Genomic DNA, 21,364 nt, shown 5'->3' with positions numbered 1-21,364 from the left:
GACGTGCTCTTCCGGCACGGCCTCCGCCGGGTCGACCCGGAGCGGGCCCACCACCTGGCGTTCGGCGCGATCCGCGCTGCGGGCCCGGCGCTGCGCGGAGCGGACCGGCTGGCGGCAGTGCGGCGTACGTCCGCTCCGGTGAAGGCGCTGGGGCTGGAGTTCCCCAACGCGCTCGGCCTGGCGGCGGGCTTCGACAAGCTCGGGATCGGCTACGACGCGCTGGGCGCGCTCGGCTTCGGGCACGTCGAGATCGGCACGGTGACGGCCCTCGCCCAGCCGGGCAACCCGAAGCCGCGGCTGTTCCGGCTGGCCGACGACCGCGCGGTCGTCAACCGGATGGGCTTCAACAACGACGGTGCCGCCGCGGTGGCCCGCCGCCTGGCGGGTCGTGGCGCCGCGCACGAGCGCAAGCCCGGGCGCGGGCCGGTGCTCGGCATCAACATCGGCAAGTCGAAGGTCGTGCCCGACAACGACGAGCAGGCGGTGCTGGCCGACTACGAGACGTCGACCCGCCTGCTGGCGCCGTACGCTGACTACCTCGTCGTCAACGTGAGCTCGCCCAACACCCCGGGCCTGCGCAACCTCCAGGCGGTGGAGCGGCTCGCACCGCTGCTCGCTCACGTGCGCGAGGTGGCCGACGAGACCCGGCCCGACCGGGTGCCGCTGCTGGTGAAGATCGCACCCGACCTCGCCGACGACGACGTGCTCGGGGTGGCCGACCTCGCACGGGCGCAGGGCCTCGACGGGATCATCGCCACCAACACCACCATCAGCCGCGAGGGGCTGCGCACGCCGGCCGCCGAGGTCGAGGCCGCTGGAGCCGGCGGCCTCTCCGGTGCGCCGCTGCGGGAGCGGGCGACCGCGGTCATGCGGCTGCTGCGCGACCGGGTCGGCCCGGATCTGACGCTGATCGGCGTCGGCGGCATCTCGACCGCCGACGACGCCCGCGAGCGCCTCGACGCCGGCGCGACCCTGCTCCAGGCCTACACGGGCTTCATCTACGGCGGCCCGCTGTGGCCGCGCCGGGTCCTGGGAGGGCTCTGACATGACGGAGACCTTCGGCACGCGCTACGTCGCCGCCCTCGCCGAGCGGGGCCAGTTCTGTGTGGGCATCGATCCGCACGCGTCGCTCCTGCACGACTGGGGGCTCGACGACACGGTGGCCGGGCTCGAGAAGTTCGCCCTCAGCGCGGTGGAGGCGGTCGCGCCGTACTGCAGCGTGATCAAGCCGCAGTCGGCGTTCTACGAGCGGTTCGGCAGCCGCGGCGTCGCGGTGCTCGAGCGAGTGATCGCCGAGTCCCGCGCCGCGGGCGCCCTGGTACTGCTCGACGTCAAGCGAGGAGACATCGGCTCGACGTCCCAGGCCTACGCCGACGCCTACCTCGACCCCGCGTCGCCGCTGGCGTCCGACGCGATCACCGTCAGCCCCTACCTCGGGTTCGGGTCTCTCCAACCGTTCGTCGACGCCGCGCGGGTGCACCGCGCCGGGCTGTTCGTGCTGGCCGCGACCTCCAACAAGGAGGGCCCCGAGGTGCAGGAGGCGGTGACCGCCGAGGGCCGCACGGTCTCCGCCACGATGCTCGACCACCTGCGCGAGCTCAACGCGGGGGAGACCCCGCTCGGCTCGTACGGCGCCGTGGTCGGCGCCACCATCGACGGCTCGGGCCTCGACTTCGCGTTCAACGGGCCGATCCTGGCGCCCGGCTACGGCGAGCAGGGCGGTACGACGGCGGACATCCGGCGCATCTTCGGGGCTTCGGCGCCGTACGTCGCCGCGAGCTCGTCGCGCGGGGTGCTGCGGCAGGGGCCCGACGCAGGCCCGATGCGCGCCGCCGTCGAGCGGGCCAACGACGAGCTGCGGGGGCTCGGCGGGTGACCCGGCGGATCGTCGCCGGTGCCCTGGCCCTCGCGCTGCTCGTCGCGGCGGGCCTCGGGGTCCTCACGTTCCTCGACGAGGAGGACGACCCGTTCGAGACCTACTGCAGCGAGGTCGAGGACCAGCGCGAGCCGCTGGGGGAGGCGCTCGCGGCCGGCGGTGACTCCGCCGGCCTGATCCTGGCGCTGCCGATCTTCCGCGAGCTGATGGAGCAGTCCCCGGAGGACCTCATCGACGAGTGGTCGACCGTGGTGGCCCACGTGCAGGAGCTCGCCGACGTCCTCGAGGACGCCGGGGTGGACCCGGCGACGTACGACCGGAAGGCCCTCCCCGAGGGCGTGACGAGTGCCGAGCGCGAGTCGATCGACCGGGCCGCGACCGCCCTCGGCTCACCGGTCATGCGGGACGCGATGGCCGGCGTCCAGCAGCAGGCGCGCGACGTCTGCGGCACCCCGCTGGTGCTCTGACGGTGCTCTAGCCCACGTCCCTGGCATCCGGGACCCGGTCGCGTTGCCGCGCCGCCACGCCGATGGCTAGTGTGACCGGCGGGTGCTCGGCGCCCCTCGAAGCTCTCGCCCCTCTCGGGGGGATCGAACCAAAGGACCGTTCCACGTGGCTCTGCCCCCACTGACTCCCGAACAGCGTCAGGCTGCCCTCGCGAAGGCCGCCGCCGCCCGTCGCGAACGGGCCGAGGTGAAGAACCGGCTGAAGCACGCGGGCGCGTCGATCGCCGACGTGCTGGCCGAGGGTCAGAAGAACGAGGTCGTCGGCAAGATGAAGGTGCTCGACCTCCTCCAGGCCGTCCCCGGGCTCGGCAAGGTGCGGGCCAGCCAGCTGATGGAGCGCCTCGGCATCGCCGAGTCGCGCCGGGTCCGCGGGCTCGGCGCCAAGCAGATCGCCGCGCTCGAGCGCGAGTTCGCGCCGGGTGACTGACGAGCAGGTGGCGGGGAGCGCGCCGTCCCGGCTGGTCGTCCTCGCGGGCCCGACGGCAGTCGGCAAGGGCACCGTGGCGGCGTACGTCCGTGACCACCACCCGGACGTCTGGCTCTCCGTGTCCGCGACCACCCGCCCGCCGCGGCCGGGCGAGGTCGACGGCGTGCACTACCTCTTCGTCGACGACGCCGAGTTCGACCGCCTCGTCGCGGCGGGGGAGATGCTCGAGTGGGCCGTCGTCCACGGCGTCCATCGCTACGGCACGCCGCGCGGGCCCGTCGACGCGGCGCTGGCCGCCGGGCGGCCCGCCCTGCTCGAGATCGACCTCCAGGGCGCGCGCCAGGTGCGCGCCAACATGCCCGAGGCCCTGCTGGTGTTCCTCAAGCCGCCCTCGTGGGAGGAGCTCGTACGGCGCCTCGTCGGCCGGGGCACCGAGACGGAGGAGGAGCGGGAGCGCCGGCTCGCCACCGCGCGTGAGGAGCTCGCCGCCGAGGCGGAGTTCGACCGGGTGATCGTGAACTCGGAAGTTCGTGTGGCGGCGACCGAGTTGGTAGGCTTGCTGGGTTCCCCAACCGAACTTCAGTGAGGGTTTCCTGCGTGTCTGCCCCGAACATCGACGCCGTCGGCGTGACCAACCCGCCGATCGACGGCCTGCTGTCCAAGACCGACAGCAAGTACAAGCTCGTTCTCTACAGCGCCAAGCGGGCGCGGCAGATCAACGCCTACTACTCCCAGCTCGGTGAGGGCCTGCTCGAGTACGTCGGCCCGCTCGTCGAGACCCACGTGCAGGAGAAGCCGCTCTCGATCGCTCTGCGCGAGATCAACGACGACCTGCTGACCGTCGAGGACGTCGACCCCGCCGAGCTCGCCGCGGAGGAGGCAGCCGCCGCTGCCGCCGCTGCCGAGGCCGGCTCGCAGCCGACCGAGTGAGCTGAGCTTGACCCGGGTCGTGCTCGGTGTCTCGGGCGGCATCGCGGCCTACAAGGCGTGCGAGCTGCTGCGCCGGTTCACCGAGTCCGGCCACGACGTGACCGTCGTCCCGACCGCCGCCGCGCTGGAGTTCGTCGGCGCGCCCACCTGGGCGGCCCTGTCGGGCAAGCCGGTCGCCACCGACGTGTGGACCGGCGTCCACGAGGTGCCGCACGTGCGCCTCGGCCAGAACGCCGACCTCGTCGTGGTCGCGCCGGCGACGGCCGACCTCCTCGCGAAGGCCGCCCACGGGCTCGCCGACGACCTGCTCACCAACACCCTGCTCACCGCGCGCTGCCCGGTGGTGCTCGCCCCCGCGATGCACACCGAGATGTGGGAGCACCCGGCCACCGCCGCCAACGTCGAGACGCTGCGGTCGCGCGGTGTGCTCGTGATCGAGCCCGCCGAGGGCCGGCTCACCGGCGCCGACACGGGCAAGGGCCGCCTGCCGGAGCCGGCCGAGATCTTCGAGTACTGCCGCGACGTACTCAGCCGCACCGAGACCGGTGCGACCCTGTCCGGCGACCTCGCCGGCCGGCACGTTGTCGTGTCCGCCGGGGGCACGCGCGAGCGGCTCGATCCCGTGCGGTTCCTGGGCAACCGCTCCTCGGGCCTCCAGGGCTACGCCCTCGCCCGGGCAGCTGCCGCCCGCGGCGCCGAGGTGACGCTGGTGGCCGCCAACTCGGCGCTGCCCGACCCCGCCGGCGTCAAGGTCGTGAAGGTCGAGACCACCGCCGAGCTGCGCGACGCCGTGCTGGCCGCCGCCGTGGCCGCCGACGCCGTCGTGATGGCCGCCGCACCGGCCGACTTCCGACCCGTCAACGAGTCGGCCACCAAGATCAAGAAGAGCGCCGACGGATCGGCGCCGTCGATCACCCTGCAACAGAATCCCGACATCCTCCACGAGCTGTCGACCCACCGGCCGCGGCCGGAGGCGGTCATCGTCGGCTTCGCGGCCGAGACCGGCGACGACACCGGGTCGGTGCTCGAGCTGGCCCGCGCCAAGCTGGCCCGCAAGGGCTGTGACCTGCTGGTCGTCAACGACGTGAGCGGGGGAGCGGTGTTCGGCGCGGAGGACAACCAGGCGGTGATCCTGGCCGCCGACGGCGCCTCCGTCGACGTACCCCGGGGCAGCAAGTCGGCCGTCGCCCACGTCATCTGGGACCAGGTCGTCGCCCGGATGGGCTGAGCCGGATGGGTGAGACGCCCACGCGTCACCCAAGGGCCCCCTTATCGTTGGTACAACCGGCCGCAGCCGGCCAGGCACCCGGGCACACCGTCGTGCCCTCGCAACTACGTACACCCCATGGCAGGAGCTACCCGTGACCGGACGCCTCTTCACCTCCGAGTCGGTGACCGAGGGACACCCGGACAAGATCGCTGACCAGATCAGCGACACCGTCCTCGACTACCTCCTCGAGCACGACCCCACCAGCCGCGTGGCGGTGGAGACGCTGCTCACCACCGGCCTCGTGGTCGTCGCTGGCGAGGTGACCACCTCCGCTTACGCGCCGGTGGCCCAGCTCGTGCGCCAGAAGGTGCTGGAGATCGGCTACGACTCGTCCGAGAAGGGCTTCGACGGCAACTCCTGCGGCGTGCAGGTCGCGATCGGCGCCCAGTCGGCCGACATCGCCCAGGGCGTCGACGACGCCTTCGAGGAGCGCGTCGACGGCTCCGGCGACGAGCTCGACCGCCAGGGCGCGGGCGACCAGGGCCTGATGTTCGGCTACGCCTGCGACGACACCCCGGAGCTGTTCCCGCTCCCGATCAAGATCGCGCAGACCCTCGCCGAGCGACTCACCGCGGTGCGCAAGGACGGCACGCTGCCCTACCTGCGTCCCGACGGCAAGACCCAGGTCACCATCGAGTACGACGACGAGAACCGCGCGGTGCGCGTAGACGCCGTGGTGCTCTCGACGCAGCACGCCGAGGAGGTCTCGCAGGACCAGCTCGCCAAGGACATCCAGGTCAACGTGATCGAGCCCGTGCTCGACCAGTTCAAGGAGTCCGTGCCGTCGGAGGGCTACAAGCTCTACATCAACCCGACCGGGCGCTTCGTGGTCGGCGGCCCTATGGGTGACGCCGGCCTCACCGGCCGCAAGATCATCGTCGACACCTACGGCGGCATGGCCCGCCACGGCGGTGGCGCCTTCTCGGGCAAGGACCCGTCGAAGGTCGACCGCTCCGCCGCCTACGCCATGCGCTGGGTCGCGAAGAACGTCGTCGCCGCCGGCCTCGCCCGCCGCTGCGAGGCGCAGGTCGCCTACGCCATCGGCAAGGCCGCCCCCGTGGGCGTCTTCATCGAGACCTTCGGCACCGGCGTCGTCCCGGACGAGAAGATCCAGGAGGCCGTGCTCGAGGTCTTCGACCTGCGCCCGGCCGCCATCCTGCGCGACCTCGACCTGCTCCGCCCGATCTACGCCAAGACGGCCGCCTACGGCCACTTCGGTCGCGAGCTGCCCGAGTTCACCTGGGAGAAGACCGACCGCGCGGACGCGCTGAAGGCCGCTGCCGGGATCTGACCCGCATCCGTCCTGCGGCCCGTGAGCTCCGGCTCGCGGGCCGCAGGACGTTTTGTCCTCCACAGCCCGCCCGTCCCGCCCGCCATTCCGTCAGCCCGCACTGGTAGAACCGCACCCATGCCTGCCGACCCCGCCGAGAGCGACGTGACCCTGCCGGGTCTCGCGCACGCGGAGGCGCGCAAGGGCGCGGCGCGGGCGCGCAAGGCGGCGAAGTCCTCACAGGTCGAGCTCGCGGAGGTCGACCCCGTCGCCCGGGTGGTGCTCGACGTGCCGCTGGCCCACCTCGACCGGTCGTTCGACTACGCGGTGCCCGCGGCGATGGCCGACGACGTGCGTGCCGGGGTGCGGGTGAAGGTGCGCTTCGCCGGCCAGGACGTCGACGGGTTCGTCGTCGAGCGGACGGCAGCGAGCGAGCACGGCGGCTCGTTGAGCCCGCTGCGGCGGGTGGTGAGCGCCGAGCCGGTGCTGAGCCCGGCGGTGGCCGACCTCTGCCGCCGCGTGGCCGAGCGCACCGCCGGCGTCTCGGCAGACGTACGTCGCCTCGCGGTGCCGCCGCGGCACGCGACCACCGAGCAGCAGCCCTCTGCCGACGCACCGCCGCTCGACCTCCGAGCCGACGCCGACCAGGAGTGGGCGGCCTACCCGGCGGCCGCTCCGTTCCTCCACCACGTCCGCGCCGGTGGCGCGCCGAAGGCCGTGTGGGCCGCCGGCCCGGGGGAGGACTGGCCGCGCCTGCTGGCCGCGCTCGCCGGAGCCGCGCTGGACGCCGGCCGGGGGAGCATCCTGTGCGTTCCCGACCACAAGGACGTGGCCCGGGTCGACGCCGCCCTCACCGAGGTCCTCGGCGAGGGGCATCACGTCGTGCTCGGGGCGGCCGTCGGCCCGGCGGCCCGCTATCGCGACTTCCTCGCGGTCGCCCGGGGCAAGCGGCGCGTCGTCGTCGGCACCAGGTCCGCGGCGTTCGCCCCGGTCACCGACCTCGGTCTCGTCGTGGTGTGGGACGACGGCGACGACCTCCACGCCGAGCCGCGGGCGCCGTACCCGCACACCCGCGACGTGCTGCTCCTGCGCGCCGAGACCGAGGGGGCCGCCGCCCTCGTCGGCGGCTTCGGGCGCAGCGTCGAGGCCGACCAGCTGCTGCGGTCGGGCTGGGCCCGCGAGATCGCGCTGCCGCGCGAGGCCGTCCGTGAGCGGGTGCTGGTGGCGGTGACCGGCGCGAGCGAGGCCGAGCTGCGGCGCGACCCGATGGCCGCCGCGGCGCGGCTGCCGCGCCAGGCGTTCGAGGCGATCCGGTGGGGCATCGAGCGGGGCCCGGTGCTCGTGCAGACGCCGCGCGCCGGCTATGCGCTCCGGCTCGCGTGCGAGCGGTGCCGCACCCCGGCCCGGTGCGACGCGTGCACGGGTCCGCTCCAGATCGACGACCCGACCTCGCCGCCCCGCTGCCGCTGGTGCGCCACGCCGGCGCCCGACTGGGCCTGCCCGGAGTGCGGGGCCCGCGGCCTGCGCGCCCCGGTCGTGGGCGATGCCCGCACCTCCGACGAGCTCGGCCGCACCTTCCCGAAGGTCCCCGTGGTCTCCTCGGCCGGCGAGCACGTGCGCGAGCGCGTCGGCGGCGAGCCGCGCATCGTGGTGGCCACGCCCGGTGCGGAGCCGGTCGCGGAGGGCGGCTACGCCGTCGTGGTGCTGCTCGACACCTGGCTGGTGCTCGCCCGCGACAGCATGCGGGTGGCCGAGGAGGCCGTGCGCCGCTGGTGCAACGCGGTCGGGCTGGTGCGTCCCGGCGGCCGCGCCCTCGCCGTCGGCGACCCGGCCACCCCCGCCCTCCAGGCGCTGGTCCGCTGGGACCCCGGCGGGTTCGCGGGCCGCGAGGCCGAGGAGCGCCGCGCCGCCCACCTCCCGCCCGTCGCGCGCCTGGCCACGATCAGCGGGGAGCCGGGCGCCGTCGACGACGCCCTGACGCTGCTCGACCTCCCCGACGGAGCCGAGGTCCTGGGGCCTTTCCCGACTCGCGCCGGAGAGCAGGATGCCGAGGAGCGCGTGGTGGTGCGCGTTCCCGTCGCTCTGGGGGGCGAGCTCACGACTGCGTTGTCCGAGATGCAACGCCTCAGGTCGGCGCGCAAGCTCGACGCCGTGAGGGTGCAGGTCGATCCGCTCGAGATCTAGGCGCTCTCTAGACTCGAGGCGTGGCTATCCGTCCTATCCGGCTCTTCGGCGACCCGATCCTGCGCAAGCCCGCGATCGAGGTCGTCGACTTCGACGCCGAGGTGCGCCAGCTCGTCGGTGACCTCACCGACACCATGCTCGACGCACCGGGGGCGGGCCTGGCGGCGCCGCAGATCGGCGTCGGGCTGCGCGTGTTCACGTGGTACGTCGACGGCGAGGTGGGCCACCTGATCAACCCGCGCCTCGACCTCTCCGCGGAGCTCCAGGACGGTCCGGAGGGCTGCCTGTCGTTGCCCGAGCTCACCTACGACTGCAAGCGCGCCCTCTCCGTGGTCGCGCACGGCTTCAACATGCACGGCGACCCGGTGACGATCGAGGGCTCGGAGCTGCTGGCGCGGGCGATCCAGCACGAGACCGACCACCTCGACGGGATCCTCTTCATCGACCGGCTCGACTCCGACGCGCGCAAGGCCGCGATGAAGGAGATCCGCGAGTCCGAGTGGTTCGGCCTCGAGCGGCCGACGGTCAAGATCTCCCCGCACGCGACCGGCGGGTTCGGCCGATGAGGGTGGTGTTCGCCGGCACGCCCGAGGTGGCGGTGCCGGCCCTCGAGGCGATCGCCGCGTCCGGTCACGAGCTCGTCGGCGTCGTCACGCGTCCCGACGCGCCGTCGGGCCGTGGCCGCAAGCTCACGCCGAGCCCGGTCGCCGTACGCGCCGAGGAGCTCGGTGTGCCCGTGCTGAAGCCCGTGCACCCGCGCGAGCCGGACTTCCAGGCCGACCTCGCAGCGCTGGAGCCGGACTGCTGCCCCGTGGTGGCGTACGGCGCACTCATCCCGCAGAGCGCCCTCGACATCCCGCGGCACGGCTGGGTGAACCTGCACTTCTCCGTGCTGCCCGCCTGGCGCGGCGCCGCTCCCGTCCAGCACGCGATCTGGGCGGGCGACGAGGTGACCGGCGCGACGACGTTCCGCATCGTCAAGGAGCTCGACGCGGGCCCGACGTTCGGCGTCATGACCGAGCAGATCCGCGCCACCGACACCGCGGGCGACCTGCTCGGGCGGCTCGCCGAAGGTGGCGCCGGCCTGCTGGTCGCCACCCTCGACGGCATCGACGACGGCTCGCTCGAGGCACGGGAGCAGCCCGCCGACGGGGTGAGCCTCGCGCCCAAGATCACCGTCGACGACGCGCGGGTCGACTGGAAGGAGCCGGCGCTGGCCGTCGACCGCCGGATCCGCGCCTGCAGCCCCGGCCCCGGTGCCTGGACGACCCTCGACGGCGAGCGAGTGAAGCTCGGCCGGGTCGAGCTCGTCGACGGCGATCGGCTCGCGCCGGGCGAGCTGGCCGTCGGGAAGAACGAGGTCCTCGTGGGCACCGCCACCACGCCGGTGCGGCTCGGCGAGGTGAAGGCGTTCGGCAAGAAGCAGATGGCCGCGGCCGACTGGTCGCGCGGCGTCCGGCTGCCCGAGGGCGCACGGTTCGAATGACGAGGCCGGGGGATCGGCGCCGGCAACCGGGCGCGGGCTCTCGGGTGGACCGGCCGCGTCAGGCCGCGCTCGAGGTGCTGCGCGCGGTCCGCGTCGACGACGCCTACACCAACCTGGCGCTGCCGGCCGCGATCGCCCAGCACGGGCTCGGCCCGCGCGACGCCGGCTTCGTGACCGAGCTCGCGGCCGGGACGATCCGCCGGATGGGCACCTACGACGCGATCCTCACCGTCTGCATCGACCGGCCGCTGCGCAAGGTGCAGGTCGCGGTGCTCGACGCGCTGCGGCTCGGCTGCCACCAGCTGCTGTCGATGCGGGTCCCGGCCCACGCCGCGATCAGCACGACGGTCGACCTGGTCCGGTCGCGCAACGGCCAGGGCGCCGCCGGCTTCGCCAACGCGGTGCTGCGCAAGGTCGCGGCCCACGACCTCGACGGGTGGCTCGACCGCGTCGCGCCCGACCCCGGGGAGCCCGGACCTGCCCGCCGCGAGGCGCTCGCCGTCCGGCACAGCCACCCGCGCTGGGTCGTCGACCAGCTCGAGCAGGCGGCTCCCGACGAGGACCTCGACACGCTGCTCGCCGCCGACAACCTGCCGCCACGGGTCACTCTCGTCGCGCGGCCCGGCCTGGTCGACCGCGCCGAGCTGCCCGGCACGCCGACCCCCTACTCGCCGTACGGCGTCGTGCTCGAAGGCGGCGACCCGGCCGGCGTGCCGGCCGTGGCCGAGGGGCGTGCGGGCGTGCAGGACGAGGGCAGCCAGCTGGTCGCCCACGCCCTCGCGAGCGCCGCGGTCGAGGGGCGCGACGAGCTCTGGCTCGACCTCTGTGCCGGCCCCGGCGGAAAGGCGGCGCTGCTCGCAGCTCTCGCCGCGCAGCGCGGCGCCCGGCTGGTCGCCACCGAGCCGCACCTGCACCGCGCCCGCCTGGTCGGCCGCGCCCTGGAGGCCCTCGGCGACCGGACCTACGGCGTGGTCGCCGCCGACGGCACGCGGCCGCCGCTCCCGGCGGGCAGCGTCGACCGGGTGCTCGTCGACGCCCCGTGCACGGGTCTCGGCGCCCTGCGGCGGCGCCCGGAGGCCCGCTGGCGCCGTACGCCCGACGACCTGATGCCGCTCGTGCTGCTCCAGCGCAAGCTCCTCGACAGCGCGCTCGACCTGGTCCGGCCGCGCGGGGCGGTGCTCTACGCGACCTGCTCGCCCGTGCGGGCCGAGACCGCCGACGTGCTCCAGGCGGTCCTCGGCACCCGCAAGGACGTGGCCCTCGACGACGTGCGGCCGCTGCTGACCGGGGTGCCCGACATCGACGGGCCCGTGGCCGGCACGGCCCAGCTGTGGCCGCACCGGCACGGCACCGACGCGATGTTCATGGCCCTCCTCAGGAAGGGCTGAGGGTCACTTCCAGGCCAGTGCCGCAGCCAGCGCGGCGAGGTCGATGTCGGCGCCGACGGCCGGGTGCAGGGTCACGAACCAGTCGCCCTGCGCCGGACCGACGACGGTGACCATGTCGCCCTCGGTCAGGACGATCCCGTCGCTACCGAGCATCGGCAGCGTCGCGGTGTGCTCGCCGGACTTGCCGAGGAACGAGTCGCGCTCGCCGGCCGCGCGCCAGTTGACCGACACGCCCGCGCCGGCCGGACCGGTGCACCAGGACTTATCGTCGACCGGGAACTCGTCGCACGACCACCCGTCGAGCACCAGCTCCACCGGCACCTGTCCGCCCTCGGGCGTGCCGGGCTCCACGTAGGACACCGACCAGCCCGCCGGCAGCCCCGCGGAGATCTGCCGCCGCTGGTCGGTGCTCACCGTGTCGGCCGTGATCGTCACGACCCGCCTGTCCGGCTTGATGCTGTACGGCGACCGCACGCCCACGCGCTGCAGCAGCTGCTCGACCTCGGCGGCCTGCTCGGCGCGGGTCGGCTGGGCGGGGCCGCCGGTGCCGGGCGAATCGGCATGGCTGGTGTCCTCCTGCGCCGGCTCGGCCCGGTCGGCGACCCAGGGCACCCCGACGGCGACGGCGCCCACGCAGGCCGCGGCGGCCAGGGTGCCGCCGATCCGGTTGCGGCGGAGCCGCCGTACGTTCGCTGCCGTGGCCACCTGGATGATCCGCTCGGCGTCGGGTCGCTCGTCGCGGACCTGGGTGTGGAGCGCCTCGCTGAGGCGGGTCTCGTCGGTCTCGGTGGTCATCACGGGGTCCTCTCGGTCAGGTCGGAGCGGTCGAGCAGCGGGCGGAGCCGCTGCAGTGCTCGCCGGGACCGGGCGCGGACGTTGACCTCGGTCAGCTGCAGGTCGACCGCCGTGTCGGCCACGCTGCGGTCCTCCCAGTAGCGCAGCACGACCACGGCGCGGTCGAGCGGCGCCAGGGAGGCGAGCGCGACCAGCAGGTCGATCCGGGTGTCCGGGTCGCCGTCGGCGACCGGCTGGTCCACGGCGAGGTCGGCGACCGGAGCCTCCGAGCTGCGCCGCAGCCGGCGGTGGGAGAGGAAGGTGTTGAGCATCGTCGTCCGCGCGTAGGCGAGCGGGCTTTCCGCCGCCGACGTCCGCCGCCACGACGCGAGCACCCGGACGTACGTCGCCTGGGTGAGGTCCTCGGCCTGGTGGTGGTCGCCGGTGAGCAGCAGCGCCGCGCGGTGGAGCGCGGTGGCGGTCTCCCGTACGAACGCGGCGAACTCCTCGTTGTCGTTCCTCTTCACACCCGACCTGACTCCTCGGACCCGGCGCTGCGTGACACCGCACCACTAGGTTATTGCCATGGCATCCCCGTTCACCGAGGTCGAGGTCGACAACCGGGTGATCAAGGTGACCAACCCGGACCGGGTCTACTTCGAGGAGATCGGCGCGACCAAGCTCGACCTGGTCCACTACTACCTGTCCGTAGGGCCGGGCATCGTCAACGCCCTCTGGGAGCGGCCGTGCATGCTGCACCGCTTCCCGAAGGGGCTGGCGGGGGAGAAGGTCCACCAGAAGCGGCTGCCGCAGGGCGCGCCCGCGTGGGTCGAGACCGTCCAGCTGCACTTCCCGCGCTGGAACCGCACGGCCGACGAGCTCTGCGTCACCGAGCTCGGCGCGGTGATCTGGGCGGTGCAGATGTCGACGGTCGAGTTCCATCCCTGGAACAGCCGCCGCGGCACCACCGAGCAGCCCGACGAGTGGCGCATCGACTTGGACCCCGGCCCCGACGCGTCGTACGCAGAAGTCCGGAAGGTCGCCCACGTCGCGCACGAGGTGCTCGACGAGCTGGGCGCCGTCGGCTTCCCGAAGACCAGCGGCAGCAAGGGACTCCACGTCTACGTGCGGATCAAGCCGGACCACGACCACAAGGGCGTACGGCGCGGCGCGCTCGCGTTCGCGCGGGAGGTCGAGCGCCGCGCGCCGGAGCTGGTCACGACCACGTGGTGGAAGAAGGACCGCGACCCGGAGGCGGTCTTCGTCGACTACAACCAGAACGCCCGCGACCACACGATCGCGGCCGCCTACTCCGTGCGCGGCCTGCCCGACGCCCGGGTGTCCACGCCGATCCGGTGGGACGAGATCGACGACGCCGACCCGCGGGACTTCACGATCCGCACGGTGCCGGAGCGGTTCGCCGAGATCGGCGACCTGCACGCCGACATCGACGACCACGTCTTCGACATCGCCCCGCTGCTGGAGTGGGCCGACCGCGACGACATCGCCGAGGACGAGGCCGAGGACGAGGAGTCGTCCTCCTGATCAGTCGCCGAGTCGCTTGAACGGCTCGATCGCGAAGACCACCTCGACGGCCACACCGAAGTACTCGGCGATCCGCAGCGCGAGGTGCAGCGACGGGCTGTACTCGCCGCGCTCGAGGTAGCCCACGGTCTGGTAGTGGACGCCGAGCGCGTCGGCGAGCTCCCGGCGCGAGATGCCGCGCTCGGCGCGCAGCATCGCGATCCGGTTGTAGACGGTGTCGGACTCGTTCGCCACGCGTCAGAAGCCCTTGGCCATGATCTTGTCGCGCGCGGCCTGGACGGCCGACGCGGTCTGGCGGCGGGCCATCCGGCGGAGCACGATCGGCGCGACGACCAGACCGACCACGGCCCAGACGCCGAGCACGCCGAACATCTCGGCCGTGCGCCAGGAGTCGCCGATCTCCGACGCCTCGGCGCCGGCGGGCAGCATGGCTGACCGGGTGCCGAGACCGAGCCAGTAGAACGGGAAGGCCTGCCCGATCCACTGCAGCCAGGTCGGCAGCGCCGTGATCGGGTAGAAGATCCCGGAGACCGCGATCAGCAGGAACGACGCCAGCATGACCAGCATCGACTGCGCGCTGGACTTGAAGAGCGAGCCGAGGGCGGACCCGATCGGGACGGTCGCGATCATGCCGACGACGAAGATGATCGGGAGCAGCAGCGCCGTACGGCCGTCCAGACGGAGGTCGCCGATCACCGTCGCGGCGGGGATCGCGAGCAACACCATGCTGGCCAGCGTGGTCAGCCCGAAGAACCAGATCTTGCCGATCAGGTAGCCGAGCATCCCGTCGGGCGTCGCCTTGGCCCGCAGCAGGGTGCCGTCCTCTCGATCCGTCGTGATCTGCATCGCCGGCCCCGCCAGGCCACCGAACGCGATCGACATCCCGATCAGGCTCGGCAGCACCATCGCTCCGAGCGCCAGGTCGGTGCCCGGGACCGTGTCACCGCGCATGAAGAGCAGGGTGACCGTGAAGCCCAGCGGGAAGACGAGCATCCAGAAGATGTCGCCGACCTCGGTCAGCGAGTACTTCGTCTCCAGCCACCCGCGGCGCAGACCTGCCCGTACGGCGATCCTGCGTCCGTCGGCGGTAGTGCTCATGACAGTGCCTCCAGGCTCTCGGGCTCCGCATCGGTCTGGCCGCTCTCGACCCGCTGGACGAGCGCCAGGTAGGTGTCCTCGAGGTTCGCCCGCTTCACCTCGAGCTCGGTGACGTCGGAGTCGGTCGCGAGCAGACGGCGCACGAATGCGGTCGGGTCGCGCTCCTCGACCGCGTGCACGTGCCGCTCGCCCCCGGAGGTCCAGCGGACCTCCGCCTTGGTCGCGAGCTCGAGGGCCAGCTGGTCGGGGCTGCCGTCGGCGATGATGGTGCCGCGGTCGAGCACCAGGATCCGGTCGGCGAGCTTCTCCGCCTCGGCCAGGTCGTGCGTGGTGAGCAGCACGGTGGTGTTCTCGAAGTCGGAGAGCCGGTGCACCAGCTCGTGGAACTCGCGCCGCGCGTGCGGGTCGAACCCGGCCGTGGGTTCGTCGAGGAACACCAGCTCCGGGCGCCCGACGATGCCGATCGCCACGTCGACCCGGCGGCGCTGGCCGCCGGAGAGCCGCATTACCTTCTGGTCGGCGTGCTGGGTGAGGCCCACGATGCCGAGCAGCTCGTCCACGTCCCATGGCCGGGGGACCTCGGCCGTGGAGTACGGCGCGTAGAAGCGGGCGTGGTAGTCGATGAGGTCGCGCACCCGCCAGCGGCTGTGGTCGCGCCAGGACTGCAGCACCACGCCGACCCGCGCGCGCCACTGCTCGTCGCCCCGCGCTGGGTCGGACCCCAGCACGGACACCTCGCCCGACGCCCGCATCCGGAAGCCCTCGAGGATCTCGATCGTCGTGGTCTTGCCGGCGCCGTTCGGCCCGAGGAGTGCCACGACCTCGCCGCGGCGCGCGGAGAAGGTGACGCCCTTGAGCACCTCGTTGCTGCCGTAGCTCATCCGCAGGTCGCGGACCTCGAGCGCGGTGTCGAGGAGTGTCGTTGCACTCTCGCGATCAGACATAGCAGGAATACTACATATCGTCCTGTAGTCGCGACAGGGCTTGTCGTCACTAGACTCCCGGCACGTGGGCCACATCCAGATCACGCCGTCGATCCTCAACGCCGACTTCGGCAACCTCGCCGCGGAGGTGGCGCGGATCCCCGGCGCCGACTGGGTCCACGTCGACGTCATGGACAACCACTTCGTGCCCAACCTGACGTTCGGCCCGACGATGGTCGAGGCGCTCGCCCGGTCGACCGACACCCCGCTGGACGCGCATCTGATGATCGACGACGCCGACCGCAACGCACTCTCGTACGTCGACGCGGGCTGCGGCTCGGTGACGTTCCACGTCGAGGCGTGCAAGGCACCGGTGCGGCTGGCCCGCGAGATCCGGAAGGCGGGTGCGCGCGCGTCGATGGCGCTGAAGCCAGCCACGCCGATCGAGCCCTATGAGGACCTGCTGCCCGAGCTCGACATGCTGCTCGTGATGACCGTCGAGCCGGGCTTCGGCGGCCAGAAGTTCCTCGACCTGTGCCTGCCGAAGATCCGCCGCGCCCGCGCCCTGATGGACAAGCACGGCGTCGAGACATGGCTCCAGGTCGACGGTGGAGTCTCGCTGGAGACGATCGAGCGGTGCGCCGAGGCCGGGGCCGACGTGTTCGTCGCCGGCTCGGCGGTCTACTCCGCCGACGACCCGGACGCCATGATCGCCGCGCTGCGCGACAAGGCTGCATCAGCGCAGGAAGCCTGAACGGGCCGCGATCCGGGGCAACCTCTGGCAGGCTCGGACGTCCTGAGGACGTGACCACCTTCAGGACCCCGGGGGACCGATGAGCCTGCTGCGCCGTACCACCGTCCTGCTCGGCATCGCCGGCGCGGCGTTGGGCGCCCTCACGGGACCGCCACCGGCTGCGGCCGAGGACACACCGGCCGTGCCCGTGGAGAGCTTCGGTGCCTACCTCTACGTCGAGAACGCAGACGACTGGGCCCACGAGGTGGGTGTGATGGCCGAGCCGTCGCTCGGCCGGGTCGAGGTGCACACGTGGCACTGGAGCGCCGGCATCGCGGGCCGCTACCTGCACGTCGGGCTCGGCTCCACCGACGGTGGAGCGTGCGCGGTCTCGCGCTGGATCGTCGTCGACAAGCACGACGAGACGGCCCCGGTCACGGCGTACGACGCCGCGTGGGCGCCGCTGCCGGTGCAGTCGTTCCCCGACGGCGAGACCGTCGACGACAACGTCGAGCGGGTCGAGATCGGGACGTACCCCGACTCCGACTGCCTCCGCGTCGCGGTCTACGACGGAGCCGACCCGGTGGATCCCGGACCCAAGGTCTCGAAGGCACCGGTCGAGCCGTTCGCCCCGCTCGGCTACAGCGACCTGACGACGTCTCCCCTCCACCTCACGTGCCCGGCGGAGGTGCCGTGGCGCGGCGAGTTCGAGGTCGACGTCGCCATCGACCCACGCCCCGGCCCGCTGCCCGACCTGTTCTGGCCCAGCCACCTCGGCACGGCGTCCTACGCCTTCGAGCCGTCGTCGCAGTACACGCTCGTCGAGTCACCGACCCTGCCGACCGACGTCGACCTCTGGACCGCGGAGGAGTGGACGGGTTCCTTCGTGTTCGAGGCCGACCCGAGCGCGACGTACGACGTCGACCTGGGCCTGGTCGACTTCACCCGTGACGGGGTGACCACGCAGCGCGGCTGCGAGCTGCACCGGACCAAGATCCCGGTGTCGATGCCGGTGCCCACCGAGTGGGAGGGCAGCCTCGCCGGTGAGAGCTGGTGGTGGCGCTCGACGAGCGCCAACTCCGGGATCGGCGAGTTCGACATCCACGCGGCCGCCGAGTTCCTCGACGACGAGTGGGTTGCCCTCACCGGTCGCTACCAGGCGCCGCGCGCGACGCCGTGCACCGCGGCCGACGACGAGTGCCATCGCTACTACTACGACGAGGAGACCGGCCGGCTCCAGATCGACGACCGCCTCCTGCGACCGGACGGCGATGGCTGGATCCTCCGCGTCGCCACGCGGCGCGGCCGCCCGGCCCTGCTGCCGGACCGGGAGATCGCGTCGGTCACAACGGGCAAGCGCTTCTCCTACGACGGCCGCAGCCGGTTCGGGCAGCGGCTCGTGCTGCGCATGGACGGCACCTACCGCTACGCGCTCGGCGAGGGCCGCACGTGGGCGGGTCGCTACCGCTTCGTCGGCGGTGACGCGCAGGATCTGGTCCTGCGCCGGCCCGGCCGGGACGCGCGGCACGACGTGCTGCTGTTCTTCGGCGAGCGAGACGGCGCCCGGCGACTCTTCGACATCGAGACCGAGCAGCTGCGGATGCGCTTCTCCCGGTGGTGACCCGGCCAGTTCTGCTCGCGACGAACATCACGTTGCGGGAATAGATCTCGGCTGTGCGACCATTGACCCCACAAGAGCTCGCGTGCTCTGGGGTCGGTGAAACTCCGAGCCGGCGGTGACTGAACGAAGTTCAGAAGTCCGCGACCCGGCCACAGCCAGTGGCCGGTTGACCAGGTGGGAATCCTGGACCGACGGTCAAAGTCCGGATGGGAAGCGCACGCACGAGCGGACGGACGGCGCAGGCGCGCCGCCGCCGTACGCCATCCACGCCCCGGAGTCCGAGCTGAGGACGACGGAGAGGACCGGTGGCACCGACGTGGCGGAACCATTCGCCCGCGAGTACGACGCGATGTGCCGCGCCATCGAGCTGGCCGCGTCGCCGGGCGTGCCGTTGTGGCCCAACCCCCGGGTGGGCTGCGTGCTGCTCGCGCCCGACGGCGAGGTCGTCGGCGAGGGCTACCACCACGGAGCGGGCACGCCGCACGCCGAGATCGAGGCCCTGGCCGCCGCCGGTGACCGCGCCCGCGGCGCGACGGCGGTCGTCACGCTCGAGCCGTGCAACCACACCGGCCGCACCGGACCGTGCAGCCAGGCCCTCATCGAAGCCGGAGTCGCCCGGGTCGTGGTCGCGCAGCGCGACCCGAACCCGGTCGCCGAGGGCGGGCTCGAGGTGCTCGCCGAGGCCGGCGTCGACGTCGAGCACGGCCTGCTCGCCGAGGACGCCGAACGGCTCAACCCGGCCTGGACCTTCGCCCACCGCAACGGGCGCCCGTTCGTGACCTGGAAGTTCGCGACCACCCTCGACGGGCGGAGCGCCGCGCGCGACGGGTCGTCGCGCTGGGTGACCTCCGCGGCCGCCCGCCGCGACACCCACGTGCTGCGCGCCCAGTGCGACACGATGCTGGTCGGCACCAACACCGTCGCGGTCGACGACCCGCAGCTGACGGTGCGCGACGCCGCGGGGGAGCCGCTGCCGGTCCAGCCGCTGCGCGTGGTCGTGGGCAACCGAGACATCGACGCCGATCGCCGCGTCCTCGACGACGTCGCCGAGACGGTCCACCTGCGCACGCACGACCCGCTCGAGGCGCTGGAGACGCTCTACCGCGACCACGGCCGGCACCACGTGTTCTTCGAGGGCGGGCCCACGCTGGCTGCCGCGTTCCTCAAGGCGGGCGTGGTCGACGAGGTCGTCGCTTACGTCGCGCCGATGCTGCTCGGCTCCGGCAAGTCCGCGGTCGGCAACCTCGGCATCGGGACGATCGGCAAGGCCCGCCACCTCGACCTCGTCGACACCCTCGTGCTCCTGCCCGAGGACGGCGACGGCGACCCGGCGGACACCGACATCAACCTGCGGCTCGTCCTGCGGCCGCGTCAGGAGGACTGACATGTTCACCGGCATCGTGGAGGAGCTCGGCACCGTCGCGTCGGTCGACGACCAGGGCGACGCCATCCGGCTCACGATCCGCGCCGACGAGACCCTGTCCGACGCGGCGCTCGGCGACTCCATCGCCGTGAACGGCTGCTGCCTGACCGTGGCCGAGCGCACCGACACCACCTGGACCGCCGACGTGATGGCCGAGACCCTGGCGAAGACCAGCACCGGCCGCCTCGCGCCGGGGGACCGGGTCAACCTCGAGCGCGCTGTCACCGCCGAGAAGCGGCTCGGGGGCCACGTGGTCCAGGGTCACGTCGACGGAGTCGGCACGGTGCTGAGCCGGACGCCGAGCGAGCACTGGACGGTCGTCGAGATCGGTCTCCCCGAGGAGCCCGATCTCGCCCGCTACCTCGTCGACAAGGGTTCGATCACCGTCGACGGCACCTCCCTCACGGTCGTCGAGGCCAAGGACGCCTCGTTCACCGTCAGCCTGATCCCCGAGACCCTCGCCCGCACCACCCTCGGCTTCCGCGAGCCGGGCGACCCGGTCAACCTCGAGGTCGACGTCCTCGCCAAGCACGTGGAGAAGCTCGTGCGCGCCTACATGCGTGTCGAGACGGTCGCTGGGGCGACCTCCTCGACGAACGAAAGGAACTGACATGTCCGTTCGGTTGGACTCCGTCGAGCAGGCGATCGCCGACATCGCCGCCGGCAAGGCCGTGGTCGTCGTCGACGACGAGGACCGCGAGAACGAGGGCGACATCATCTTCGCTGCGGCGAAGGCCACCCCCGAGCTGATGGCGTTCACCATCCGCCACTCCAGCGGCGTGATCTGCGTGCCGATGCCCGGCGACATGCTCGACCGGCTCGAGATCCCGCTGATGACGCCGCACAACAAGGACAAGCTGCGGACGGCGTACACCATCTCGGTCGACGCCCGTGACGGCGTCTCCACGGGCATCTCCGCGGCCGACCGCGCCCACACCGCCCGGGTCCTCGCCGACTCGGCGACCGAGCCGTGGGAGATCACCCGCCCGGGCCACGTCTTCCCGCTGCGCTACCGCGAGGGCGGCGTCCTCGTGCGGCGGGGCCACACCGAGGCCGCGGTCGACCTCGCCAAGCTGGCCGGGCTCACCCCGGCGGGCGTCCTCGTCGAGATCGTCAACGACGATGGCACCATGAAGCGCGCGCCCGAGCTGCGCGAGTTCGCCGACGAGCACGGCCTGGCGATGATCTCGATCGAGGACCTCGTCAAGTACCGCCGGCGCAACGAGGTCCACGTCGACCGCGAGGCCGAGACCCGGCTGCCCACCCGGCACGGCGACTTCACCGCCTTCGGCTACACGATCACCGTCGACGGCAGCGAGCACGTCGCCCTGGTGTACGGCGACCCCGCGTCGCTGACGTCCGGCGGCCCGGTGCTGACGCGGGTCCACTCCGAATGCCTGACCGGCGACGTGTTCGGCAGCAGCCGGTGCGACTGCGGGCCGCAGCTCGACGAGGCGCTGGAGCGGATCGTCCAGGAGGGTCGCGGTGTGGTCGTCTACCTGCGCGGCCACGAGGGCCGGGGGATCGGCCTGGTCGCCAAGCTGCAGGCCTACCAGCTCCAGGACGGCGGCCGCGACACCGTCGACGCCAACCTCGACCTCGGGCTGCCGGCCGACGCGCGCCACTACGGCGCGGCCACCCAGATCCTCAAGGACCTGGGCGTGACCGAGGTGCGACTGCTCACCAACAACCCCGACAAGGTCACCAACCTGGAGGACTACGGGATCAAGGTCACCGAGCGGGTGCCGCTCACGCCGCGTCCCAACGACCACAATCTGGCCTACCTGCTCACCAAGCGCGACCGGATGGGCCACGACCTCCCCAACCTCGACGCACCCCTCCCTGCCAGCGACCTGGGTCTCGAGACGGCCGCTGGGGCGGCCTCCTCGACCACCGGAACGGAGATCTGA

23 protein-coding genes and 1 riboswitch are annotated in these 21,364 nt (G+C 72.9%); of the genes, 18 read left to right on the top strand and 5 right to left on the bottom strand.

Annotated elements, in window-relative coordinates:
* Positions 1–3 precede the first annotated feature (3 nt).
* The 12 genes from HNR19_RS11385 (at position 4) to HNR19_RS11330 (ending at position 11,337) form a co-directional block, all read left to right on the top strand.
* Positions 4–1,044 (top strand): quinone-dependent dihydroorotate dehydrogenase, encoded by a 1,041-nt coding sequence (locus HNR19_RS11385; RefSeq protein WP_343047158.1) that lies wholly within the window; start codon positions 4–6, stop codon positions 1,042–1,044.
* A 1-nt stretch (position 1,045) separates the two neighbouring features.
* On the top strand, positions 1,046–1,876 hold the full coding sequence (gene pyrF / locus HNR19_RS11380) for an orotidine-5'-phosphate decarboxylase (protein WP_179668025.1): 831 nt from the start codon (positions 1,046–1,048) through the stop codon (positions 1,874–1,876).
* Positions 1,873–2,343 (top strand): hypothetical protein, encoded by a 471-nt coding sequence (locus tag HNR19_RS11375; RefSeq protein ID WP_179668024.1) that lies wholly within the window; start codon positions 1,873–1,875, stop codon positions 2,341–2,343. The genes pyrF and HNR19_RS11375 overlap by 4 nt, the downstream gene beginning before the upstream one ends.
* A gap of 145 nt (positions 2,344–2,488) precedes the next feature.
* A complete protein-coding gene (gene mihF, locus HNR19_RS11370) occupies positions 2,489–2,809 on the top strand; it encodes an integration host factor, actinobacterial type (protein ID WP_179668023.1) in 321 nt (106 codons plus the stop codon).
* Positions 2,802–3,395 (top strand): guanylate kinase, encoded by a 594-nt coding sequence (gene gmk, locus HNR19_RS11365; RefSeq protein ID WP_343047157.1) that lies wholly within the window; start codon positions 2,802–2,804, stop codon positions 3,393–3,395. The genes mihF and gmk overlap by 8 nt, the downstream gene beginning before the upstream one ends.
* 11 nt (positions 3,396–3,406) lie before the next feature.
* Positions 3,407–3,739: a DNA-directed RNA polymerase subunit omega gene (gene rpoZ / locus HNR19_RS11360; RefSeq protein ID WP_179668022.1), complete on the top strand. Its 333-nt coding sequence runs from the start codon at positions 3,407–3,409 to the stop codon at positions 3,737–3,739.
* Between the two features lie 7 nt (positions 3,740–3,746).
* The gene (coaBC, locus tag HNR19_RS11355) at positions 3,747–4,967 is read left to right on the top strand and encodes a bifunctional phosphopantothenoylcysteine decarboxylase/phosphopantothenate--cysteine ligase CoaBC (RefSeq protein WP_218910216.1); all 1,221 of its coding nucleotides are present in this window, start codon (positions 3,747–3,749) and stop codon (positions 4,965–4,967) included.
* A 133-nt stretch (positions 4,968–5,100) separates the two neighbouring features.
* The gene (metK, locus tag HNR19_RS11350; protein ID WP_179668021.1) at positions 5,101–6,300 is read left to right on the top strand and encodes a methionine adenosyltransferase; all 1,200 of its coding nucleotides are present in this window, start codon (positions 5,101–5,103) and stop codon (positions 6,298–6,300) included.
* Between the two features lie 117 nt (positions 6,301–6,417).
* Positions 6,418–8,463: a primosomal protein N' gene (locus HNR19_RS11345; RefSeq protein ID WP_179668020.1), complete on the top strand. Its 2,046-nt coding sequence runs from the start codon at positions 6,418–6,420 to the stop codon at positions 8,461–8,463.
* A gap of 20 nt (positions 8,464–8,483) precedes the next feature.
* Positions 8,484–9,029, top strand: a complete 546-nt coding sequence (gene def / locus HNR19_RS11340) for a peptide deformylase (RefSeq protein ID WP_179668019.1) — start codon at positions 8,484–8,486, stop codon at positions 9,027–9,029.
* Positions 9,026–9,949, top strand: a complete 924-nt coding sequence (gene fmt, locus HNR19_RS11335) for a methionyl-tRNA formyltransferase (protein ID WP_179668018.1) — start codon at positions 9,026–9,028, stop codon at positions 9,947–9,949. The genes def and fmt overlap by 4 nt, the downstream gene beginning before the upstream one ends.
* On the top strand, positions 9,946–11,337 hold the full coding sequence (locus HNR19_RS11330; protein ID WP_179668017.1) for an RsmB/NOP family class I SAM-dependent RNA methyltransferase: 1,392 nt from the start codon (positions 9,946–9,948) through the stop codon (positions 11,335–11,337). Before fmt ends, HNR19_RS11330 begins: the two co-directional genes overlap by 4 nt.
* A gap of 3 nt (positions 11,338–11,340) precedes the next feature.
* Here HNR19_RS11330 and HNR19_RS11325 read toward each other — a convergent pair whose 3' ends face one another.
* Together HNR19_RS11325 and HNR19_RS11320 are read right to left on the bottom strand one after the other, a co-directional pair.
* Positions 11,341–12,132: a hypothetical protein gene (locus tag HNR19_RS11325; protein ID WP_179668016.1), complete on the bottom strand. Its 792-nt coding sequence runs from the start codon at positions 12,130–12,132 to the stop codon at positions 11,341–11,343.
* The gene (locus HNR19_RS11320; protein WP_179668015.1) at positions 12,132–12,638 is read right to left on the bottom strand and encodes a sigma-70 family RNA polymerase sigma factor; all 507 of its coding nucleotides are present in this window, start codon (positions 12,636–12,638) and stop codon (positions 12,132–12,134) included. The genes HNR19_RS11325 and HNR19_RS11320 overlap by 1 nt, the downstream gene beginning before the upstream one ends.
* 58 nt (positions 12,639–12,696) lie before the next feature.
* Between HNR19_RS11320 and ligD the strand changes: the two genes are divergently transcribed.
* On the top strand, positions 12,697–13,656 hold the full coding sequence (ligD, locus tag HNR19_RS11315; RefSeq protein ID WP_179668014.1) for a non-homologous end-joining DNA ligase: 960 nt from the start codon (positions 12,697–12,699) through the stop codon (positions 13,654–13,656).
* Here the strand turns inward: ligD and HNR19_RS11310 are convergent, their stop codons facing one another.
* Genes HNR19_RS11310 through HNR19_RS11300 form a run of 3 tightly spaced genes read right to left on the bottom strand, consistent with a single transcriptional unit; the run spans position 13,657 to position 15,698 of the window.
* On the bottom strand, positions 13,657–13,890 hold the full coding sequence (locus HNR19_RS11310; RefSeq protein ID WP_343047155.1) for a helix-turn-helix transcriptional regulator: 234 nt from the start codon (positions 13,888–13,890) through the stop codon (positions 13,657–13,659).
* 3 nt (positions 13,891–13,893) lie between these two features.
* Positions 13,894–14,754 (bottom strand): ABC transporter permease, encoded by an 861-nt coding sequence (locus HNR19_RS11305; RefSeq protein ID WP_179668013.1) that lies wholly within the window; start codon positions 14,752–14,754, stop codon positions 13,894–13,896.
* Positions 14,751–15,698 carry an ABC transporter ATP-binding protein gene (locus HNR19_RS11300; RefSeq protein WP_179668012.1) on the bottom strand — a complete coding sequence of 316 codons (948 nt, stop codon included), beginning with the start codon at positions 15,696–15,698 and terminating at the stop codon, positions 14,751–14,753. Before HNR19_RS11300 ends, HNR19_RS11305 begins: the two co-directional genes overlap by 4 nt.
* 64 nt (positions 15,699–15,762) lie before the next feature.
* Here HNR19_RS11300 and rpe point away from each other — a divergent pair, with 64 nt between their 5' ends.
* The 5 genes from rpe (at position 15,763) to HNR19_RS11275 (ending at position 21,364) form a co-directional block, all read left to right on the top strand.
* Positions 15,763–16,431, top strand: coding sequence for a ribulose-phosphate 3-epimerase (gene rpe / locus HNR19_RS11295; RefSeq protein WP_179668011.1), 669 nt, complete (start codon positions 15,763–15,765; stop codon positions 16,429–16,431).
* 79 nt (positions 16,432–16,510) lie between these two features.
* Positions 16,511–18,031, top strand: coding sequence for a hypothetical protein (locus HNR19_RS11290; protein ID WP_179668010.1), 1,521 nt, complete (start codon positions 16,511–16,513; stop codon positions 18,029–18,031).
* 78 nt (positions 18,032–18,109) lie between these two features.
* Positions 18,110–18,254: riboswitch (FMN riboswitch) on the top strand.
* 126 nt (positions 18,255–18,380) lie between these two features.
* Entirely contained in the window at positions 18,381–19,415 is a 1,035-nt protein-coding gene (gene ribD, locus HNR19_RS11285; RefSeq protein ID WP_179670214.1) for a bifunctional diaminohydroxyphosphoribosylaminopyrimidine deaminase/5-amino-6-(5-phosphoribosylamino)uracil reductase RibD, read from the top strand.
* A 1-nt stretch (position 19,416) separates the two neighbouring features.
* On the top strand, positions 19,417–20,064 hold the full coding sequence (locus HNR19_RS11280; RefSeq protein ID WP_179668009.1) for a riboflavin synthase: 648 nt from the start codon (positions 19,417–19,419) through the stop codon (positions 20,062–20,064).
* Position 20,065: 1 nt separating this feature from the next.
* On the top strand, positions 20,066–21,364 hold the full coding sequence (locus HNR19_RS11275; protein WP_179668008.1) for a bifunctional 3,4-dihydroxy-2-butanone-4-phosphate synthase/GTP cyclohydrolase II: 1,299 nt from the start codon (positions 20,066–20,068) through the stop codon (positions 21,362–21,364).

Source organism: Nocardioides thalensis (assembly GCF_013410655.1).
Classification (GTDB): Bacteria; Actinomycetota; Actinomycetes; order Propionibacteriales; family Nocardioidaceae; genus Nocardioides; species Nocardioides thalensis.
This window is presented reverse-complemented; position numbering and strand designations above follow the sequence as displayed.

Coding starts and splice junctions, on each gene's coding strand:
- pyrF (WP_179668025.1), top strand. CDS start 1,046: ATGACGGAGACCTTCGGCACGCGCTACGTCGCCGCCCTCGCCGAGCGG.
- HNR19_RS11280 (WP_179668009.1), top strand. CDS start 19,417: ATGTTCACCGGCATCGTGGAGGAGCTCGGCACCGTCGCGTCGGTCGAC.
- HNR19_RS11345 (WP_179668020.1), top strand. CDS start 6,418: ATGCCTGCCGACCCCGCCGAGAGCGACGTGACCCTGCCGGGTCTCGCG.
- ligD (WP_179668014.1), top strand. CDS start 12,697: ATGGCATCCCCGTTCACCGAGGTCGAGGTCGACAACCGGGTGATCAAG.
- HNR19_RS11330 (WP_179668017.1), top strand. CDS start 9,946: ATGACGAGGCCGGGGGATCGGCGCCGGCAACCGGGCGCGGGCTCTCGG.
- fmt (WP_179668018.1), top strand. CDS start 9,026: ATGAGGGTGGTGTTCGCCGGCACGCCCGAGGTGGCGGTGCCGGCCCTC.
- HNR19_RS11325 (WP_179668016.1), bottom strand. CDS start 12,132: ATGACCACCGAGACCGACGAGACCCGCCTCAGCGAGGCGCTCCACACC.
- HNR19_RS11275 (WP_179668008.1), top strand. CDS start 20,066: ATGTCCGTTCGGTTGGACTCCGTCGAGCAGGCGATCGCCGACATCGCC.
- ribD (WP_179670214.1), top strand. CDS start 18,381: ATGTGCCGCGCCATCGAGCTGGCCGCGTCGCCGGGCGTGCCGTTGTGG.
- HNR19_RS11305 (WP_179668013.1), bottom strand. CDS start 14,754: ATGAGCACTACCGCCGACGGACGCAGGATCGCCGTACGGGCAGGTCTG.
- HNR19_RS11300 (WP_179668012.1), bottom strand. CDS start 15,698: ATGTCTGATCGCGAGAGTGCAACGACACTCCTCGACACCGCGCTCGAG.
- HNR19_RS11290 (WP_179668010.1), top strand. CDS start 16,511: ATGAGCCTGCTGCGCCGTACCACCGTCCTGCTCGGCATCGCCGGCGCG.